This is a genomic window from Corynebacterium lubricantis DSM 45231, assembly GCF_000379425.1.
GTDB lineage: Bacteria > Actinomycetota > Actinomycetes > Mycobacteriales > Mycobacteriaceae > Corynebacterium > Corynebacterium lubricantis.
Map to the genome: position 1 here is coordinate 1 of NZ_KB902211.1, position 7067 is coordinate 7067.

Consider the following 7067-nt stretch of genomic DNA (forward strand, 5'->3'; position numbering starts at 1 on the left):
CCCCCCCCCAACTTTGCAACAGCACCCCCATACCTGACCTCCACCCACCTCTTGGAATGCTCGTGAGAGTACTGACCCAGAGACACCGACAGAGGGCTCGTTCAGCAGCGGCAAATTCTGGTTGCCGCTGCCGACGAAGTCGATCTGGGCATCGGTGCGGTCGTGTGCATGGTCGTGTTACTTATTCGGGGATGGTTTGACAGGCTCACCGCCTGTTCCAACGGGATACCGGACGTGCTGCGGGCAACACCCTCAGTTGATGGGCACCGTCGGGGCCTCAAGGTACACCTTGCCACCGGAGGCCCGGAACTGAGCGGACTTCTCCTGCATCCCGGCGATGGCCTCCTGCTGGGTAGCACCACCGAACTGGTCACGAATGTCCTGAGAGATACGCATAGAGCAGAACTTTGGCCCGCACATCGAGCAGAAGTGCGCGGTCTTGGCCGGTTCGGCCGGCAGCGTTTCATCGTGGAATGCCTCGGCGGTGTCCGGATCCAAGGACAGGGCGAACTGGTCGCGCCAGCGGAATTCAAACCTCGCCTTTGACAGCGCGTCGTCCCGCTCGGCCGCTCCCGGGTGACCTTTGGCGAGATCGGCCGCATGGGCGGCAATCTTATAGGTGATGACCCCGGTCTTCACGTCATCCTTGTTCGGCAGCCCCAGGTGCTCCTTCGGGGTGACATAGCAGAGCATGGCGGTGCCGTAGCGGGCGATCTCAGTGGCCCCGATCGCGGACGTAATGTGATCATACCCTGGGGCAATGTCAGTGACCAGGGGCCCCAGAGTGTAGAATGGAGCTCCATGGCACAATTCCTGCTGCCGCTCCACGTTCTCCCGCACCAGATGCAGCGGGATATGGCCTGGGCCTTCGACCATGACCTGTACATCATGCTCCCAGGCCCGCGCGGTCAGCTCCGCCAGGGTGTCCAGCTCGGCGAACTGGGCCGCGTCATTGGCATCGGCGATCGATCCGGGGCGCAGGCCGTCTCCGAGGGAGAAGGCGACATCGTAACGGGCGAAGATCTCACAGAGCTCATCGAAGTGGGTGTAAAGGAAATTCTCCTGGTGGTGGGCCAAGCACCAGCCGGCCATGATGGATCCTCCGCGAGAGACCATGCCGGTGACCCGCTCGGCGGTCAAGGGAATGTAGCGCAACAGCACCCCAGCGTGAATGGTCATGTAGTCCACACCCTGCTCGCACTGCTCAATGACCGTGTCGCGGAAGACTTCCCAGGTCAGCTCGTTGGCCTCCCCGTTGACCTTCTCCAGCGCCTGGTAGATCGGCACGGTGCCGATAGGCACCGGAGAGTTGCGGATAATCCACTCGCGAGTGGTATGGATGTCATCACCGGTCGACAGGTCCATCACGGTATCCGCACCCCAGCGGGTGGCCCACTGCATCTTGTCGACCTCCTCGGCAATGGAGCTGGTCACCGCGGAGTTACCAATATTGGCGTTGATCTTCACCAGGAAAGCTTTGCCGATTATCATCGGCTCGGACTCGGGGTGGTTGATGTTGGCCGGGATGATCGCTCTCCCCGCCGCAAGCTCGGAGCGGACCAGTTCGACGTCGCAATTCTCCCGTAACGCCACGAACCTCATCTCCTCGGTAATGATGCCGGCCCGTGCGTAATGCATCTGGGTGACAGTGCGACCTTCCATGGACCGCAGCGGCACGGGCCGGGTTCCCTTCCACTCCTGGGATGCCTCACCACGCCGGAGGGCCGAACGACCATCGTCGAGCAGGTTGCGCTCCCGCCCCGCATAAGTTTCGACGTCACCGCGGCCAGTAATCCAGGATGCCCGCAGCGGCGGAAGACCGACGAGCGGGTCACTACCGGGCCCGGCGGTGCGGTAGACCCGAACAGGCGGGTTGGGTGCGCCGCCTGGACCATCTTCTAACGATATCTCCGTGACCGGGACCTGGAGGTCGTATTCTTGGTCATGGACGTGGGCTAGGGCGTGCTGAGCCGATGAGCTCATAATGAGGGTTCCTTTTCCTTCGCCGGCATTACCCGGACAGGTTCGACGGTCGCAGGCTGCAACAACCCGATCTCAGCCCTTGCATTGGGGCTCCCGTATGGACGGAACCAATCCTAACAGGCCGTTACACCCATCAGCCCGCCATATATGGCAGCGAGGGTCGCTCATTCCGTGACCGGGGCGGCATTCCTGGCACATTCATCGGGGGGCCTACGACCCGTGTAGAGTCTGCATTGCGGGATTTTCCTCGCACACCACCACCTGCAGTCTCTCCCATATTGTTGTCGAAAGTCATCTGCACAGATATCAGAAGGCGATGTTGGGTGGAGGGGTTACGAACGCCTGAGTTTCATTTCCCCATGGTCTCTGCGGCTCGGCATTGTCGGTCCGTCTCGAGCATTCGGCTAGTAGTGCTTTGTTAGGTGGGGGCGCGGCCGCAGTACGGGCAATAGGCCAACAACCTGATGACAGCGGTCTGGAGTTCGGCGAGTGTGACATAGAAACTCACACCGCCTTGCGAGCTTTTGGGTCCGCAGCCAACCGTTGGATAGTGACAAACAGATGCGCCGCGGTCACTAACACCGTGTGGTGATGCCAGCCCAACCAGCTGCGCCCCTCGAAATGATCCAGACCCAGCCCGTGTTTCAACCTCGATCCACCGATGTGCCCTCGGTAAGTGATTGAGATCGGTTGCAGGCACCGTCAGGGATTTCGGGCAAGAGTGATCCCCAGATCACCTCGTCGTCTGGTTGTTCCACGAATCGATAGGTCAGCTCGGGCCGAAGGACTTCGGCTCAGATGGTCAGGAAGAAACAACCACCGGTGGCGAGTGACCGTGATCGAACAGCCTCCGCCACTGCGACTCCCACGTCCAGCCCTCCGGCAGGTGCAGCACCAATCTCCGGGATCGACGCGCCACCCGGGCCGGGGCAGTGACGATCCGGTGCCGGATCGTGGCTGTCGTGGCCCGGGCCATCGACCCCGCAGCAATGGTTCCGGCTGTGCGGGTGAGGTTGAAGGCCATGACCGCCAGCACCAGCCACGCGGCGTTCGCGGTGAACTTCCCCGAAGGCATATGCGCCAGGGCACTGTTTTTCAGGTCGGCGTTGACCTGCTCAATGATCGCGTGCTGCTGGTGGGTTTTATCCGCGGCCACGGTATCGATGAGACCTGAGTCGGCGGTGGTGAACACCGCATGGAAGCGATACAGATCAAACAGTCCCGGTTGATCAAGATCCTTTTTGTTCAGCTCTGGGATCCGGCGCACCACCAGCCGACCGGGAACCTGATCAGCCTCCTTCTTCGATGCAAAAGCGACGAGGGGGATTTCCGCGACTTCTGCTGAGGAGGTCCATCGCTGGGTGTTCTCGTCGAAAAGCGCGTCGGTGTACTCAATTGTTTCCCAGGACGTGTCCGGGATCGTGGCGATCGCGTTCTGGATGTTGGGCGTCATCCGCGCGGTGATCGACACATCCGCACCTGCGGTCAGTGCTGCATGGATGCTGGGCCGGCCGTAGAAAGCGGAGTTCGCACGCACCAGCATTTTCTGGTGCTGGAGTCCCGGTAACCGCCTGGTGGTGGTGATCGCATCAGCAATCAACCGGCCGGCCCCACGCGGGGAGCCACATGAGCCTTTGCGCAGGCGCTGTGCGATGACCACCGGAGCGGAATCGGGTGTGGTCACCGTGGCCAGCAGGGCGTTGAGGCCACGGACCCCGGAGTAGCCGAAGCCGGCACCTTGTTTCTGATGGCCATGGACTTCGATGATGGTGTCGTCGACATCGACAAGCACGTACCCGCCGGTGTCGGCGGGCACCAGGACCGGTGACTGTGCTGCCAGTCCGGTGAGGAAGCGCGAGGCGACGGCGTCGAGTTGGCGGATGTGCCCGAAGGTGAAGGACCGGAGGAAGGAACCCAGGGTCGACGGTGCGTAGACCTGGTTGAACAGTCGGTTCATGCCGCCGTGGCGCAGCTGGTCCATATCAATGATGGAGTCGGCGCCGGCGACCATTCCGGCGATCAGGGTGGTGATCTTCGCCCCAGCGTTAGCGCCCTTGTCGCCTGCGACGGTCATCTGGTCTTGTGCCAGGGCAGTCAGCCCGGCTTCGTCCGCCAGGCGCATGACCGGGACCAGCCCGGCAGCCGACACGAGGTTCGGATCGTCGAATGATGCTGACATGGCTGCGGGAGTGTGAGATAGTTGCACCTGAGAGATGCTCTTTCTTGACGGGGATTACGGACCTTAGACAAGTCGTATTATCCCATGTCAGAGGGGCATTTCTTTTATTCCCACACCGCTGAAACCGGAATCACATCGGTGGATCCAGGCTAAGGACCCGCAAGGAGCTGGAGGGATAGCCCCCGCAGGCCCGGCCCATATCAGGCACAGGCTTCCAGATACTTCTTCAACACGAGACCAATGGGTGAATCATCCAAGTTAATGGAGTAGACGCATACCTTGGATGTCGAGTCTCAGCGGACAAATATGTGCTCGTTTGCGGACGTCATCGCTGGCGCTACGCGCAGGAGAAAACCTCAAGGTCTTCAGGGCTGCCGGCGACGACGATGAGGTCAGTTGATGACAATGGGTAACCGGATGAGAGGGGCTCCCACCGACCCGTGCCCGTACGAACGGACACCAGGTACACATGGTATTTTTCCCAAATCCGTTGGACATCCAGTGTTCCGAAAAGCAGGACCGACGGCGGGGCCAGCTTGATCACACCGTAGTTCTCGTCCAACTCGGCGAAGTCCTGAAACCGACCGCCCAGGAGGTGTGCGATCCTGCGGCCAGTGTCGTGTTCGGGTCGAACGACATGGTGCACACCGATCTGGGTGAGGATGCGGGCATGCGGATCGGAATCAGCCTTGGCCCAGATATCACGGATACCCAGCTCGACGAGGTTGGATGCGGTGAGGATGGAGGCTTCCAGATGCGACCCGATGGCCAAGACCACCCTCTCGACCTCATCCACGCCGAGCTGCCGTAGTGCTTCCACATCGGTGGCGTCCGCGACAGCAGTGTCGGTGAGATCAGCGGCGTGGTCGCGGACAAGCTTGTCATCGGCGTCGATACCGAGGACTTGCACCCCATATCTCATGAGTTCTCTGGCCAGAGAAGAGCCGAAGCGTCCCAGCCCGATGACGACCACTGGGGAAATATCTATTTTGCGTCTGCTCCGCAGCGCGGAGCCTGGAAACTTAGCCAATGAACGGCCTTTCCGTGGAGTAGTCGAATCTGCGGACAACGTTACGGGCGGCTAGCGCAGCCACCAGCGTGATAGGACCGACCCGTCCGAGATACATCAACAGGCAGAGAATGATCTGCGAGGGAGCACTCAAATCCGCGGTGATACCGGTCGATAAGCCTACCGTGGCGAAAGCGGAGATTACCTCGAAGCTCAGCTGATCGGCGGTGAACTGCGGCTCGAGGATGCGCAGGGCCCCGACCGCGAGTGTCACCACGCCGACACCGGCAGCGGCCACCGTCATTGCCTGACGTACCACGGTGTGAGGGATCCGTCGACGCCCCACTGAGGTGTCACGCTGGCCCTGGAACTCGGCAACCATCGCCGCGAGCAGCACGATCGCCGTGGTGATCTTGATACCTCCAGCAGTGCCAGCGGAACCGCCGCCGATGAACATTAGGATATCGGTGCCCATCAGGGTTACCGGGTTCATCTCCGCGTAGTCGACGGAGTTGAATCCAGCGGTGCGTGGGGAGGTTCCCTGGAAAAACGCCGTGAGCCATTTCGTCCCGAGCGACATATCGCGGAGCACGCCGTTCCATTCGATAGCAGCCACCATGATCGTTCCGGCGACAATCAGAACACCGGTGCCGACCAAGGTCATCCGCGTAGTCACTGACAACCGGTATGTACCGGGGGATACTCCACGCAGGCGGGCGCGGATCCGGTTCCGGACACGGGACACCAGCTCCGCAAGGACCGGATAACCCAGCCCGCCAATGATGAAGGCACCGGCCAGCGGGACAAGGACCCAGGCATCACTGGCATAGGGCATCAGGCTGTCCGCACGCAGTCCGAATCCGGCGTTGTTGAACGCGGAAATGGCGTGGAAGATCCCCTCCCAGGTGGCCCGAAGTGGGGACATCTCGTAGGTCGTTGCGAAACGCAGTCCGACGGTAAGGGCAACCACCGCTTCACAGACCACGGTGAGCACAAGGGTGGCCATGAGCGTCTTCCGAATGCCCCCAAGTGACAGGGGGCGCCCTTCCGCCGCGGTGGCTTGTCGGGACCGTAGGCTGATCCGCCCGGTCAATAACATGCCCGTTAAGGAGGTAAGGCTCATGATGCCGAACCCGCCTAGCTGGATCAGGGAGAGCACTGTGGCTTGCCCTGTGAAACTCCAGTAGCTTCCGGTGTCGACGACGATGAGACCGGTCAGCGACACTGCGGAGGTGGCGGTGAACAGGGCCGCGCGGAACGGGGTGAACTGGCCGTCCGCCGAGGCAAACGGCAGGGTCAGGACAAACGCGCCCACCAGGATCAGGCCAAGGAATCCTGCGGCAGCAAGTTGGGCCGGTCGTAGCCAGCTCGACGGCGATTTTCGTTCCACCTGGAGGATCCTAATCCTGTTTCCCCGATACCGTTAGCCTGCCGCCCCGAAACTATGGCGTTAGTCCACGACAAAGGTTGATGCGCCAGCGATTGCGGATACTTCTTGGGAATGCGCTTGTGCGTGCATCACGAAATCTGTGCCTCCTGCGCTAACTTTAGCTTTTACGTCTAGGAGCGTGGGGCACTCGTCCAAAATGTCAGAGTCGGGAGGGTTGATCTAGATCAGTTCGTTGGTCAGGAGTGTTGCTAAATCGGTCGTTTACGTGACACGCATCGAAAAAATATCGTTATCAGGGTCAGAAGGCGATTGCACAGACCCTGCCTGGCCAGCAGGGCTATGCACACGCCTTCTGACCACTATCTGGTCACTACCTGCGTGCACAAGACGACAAGTGTCAGAAGTCCCGTTGGTGCTGTTGCAAACTTCAGGCGGAGAGCCGTGACGACCCAGTCTTCATCCTCTGATGCTCGCTGCGGGTCGGCGTTCTCAGGCAGCCTCGAACA

At 60.9% G+C, this 7067-nt stretch carries 4 protein-coding genes, 1 pseudogene and 1 riboswitch; all 5 genes and pseudogenes read right to left on the minus strand.

The window, feature by feature from the left end:
- Nucleotides 1-252: 252 nt before the first annotated feature.
- The 5 genes and pseudogenes from thiC to A37O_RS0109250 all read right to left on the minus strand — a co-directional run bounded on the left by thiC (nt 253) and on the right by A37O_RS0109250 (nt 6561).
- Nucleotides 253-1983 carry a phosphomethylpyrimidine synthase ThiC gene (gene thiC, locus A37O_RS0109235; protein ID WP_018297222.1) on the minus strand — a complete coding sequence of 577 codons (1731 nt, stop codon included), beginning with the start codon at nt 1981-1983 and terminating at the stop codon, nt 253-255.
- Nucleotides 1981-2090, minus strand: a riboswitch (TPP riboswitch). It overlaps the preceding gene by 3 nt.
- 397 nt (nt 2091-2487) lie before the next feature.
- Nucleotides 2488-2631, minus strand: a pseudogene (locus tag A37O_RS16535) (IS701 family transposase); the annotation flags it as partial.
- 154 nt (nt 2632-2785) lie between these two features.
- The gene (locus A37O_RS0109240; RefSeq protein ID WP_026196276.1) at nt 2786-4189 is read right to left on the minus strand and encodes an IS1380 family transposase; all 1404 of its coding nucleotides are present in this window, start codon (nt 4187-4189) and stop codon (nt 2786-2788) included.
- Nucleotides 4190-4499: 310 nt separating this feature from the next.
- On the minus strand, nt 4500-5192 hold the full coding sequence (locus A37O_RS0109245; protein WP_026196277.1) for a potassium channel family protein: 693 nt from the start codon (nt 5190-5192) through the stop codon (nt 4500-4502).
- Complete coding sequence (locus A37O_RS0109250; RefSeq protein WP_018297225.1) at nt 5185-6561, minus strand: TrkH family potassium uptake protein; 1377 nt, start codon at nt 6559-6561, stop codon at nt 5185-5187. The genes A37O_RS0109245 and A37O_RS0109250 overlap by 8 nt, the downstream gene beginning before the upstream one ends.
- Between the last annotated feature and the right edge of the window lie 506 nt (nt 6562-7067).

What these genes read in the sequence shown, in the direction of transcription:
- thiC (WP_018297222.1), bottom strand. Translation starts at nt 1,983, where the DNA reads ATGAGCTCATCGGCTCAGCACGCCCTAGCCCACGTCCATGACCAAGAA.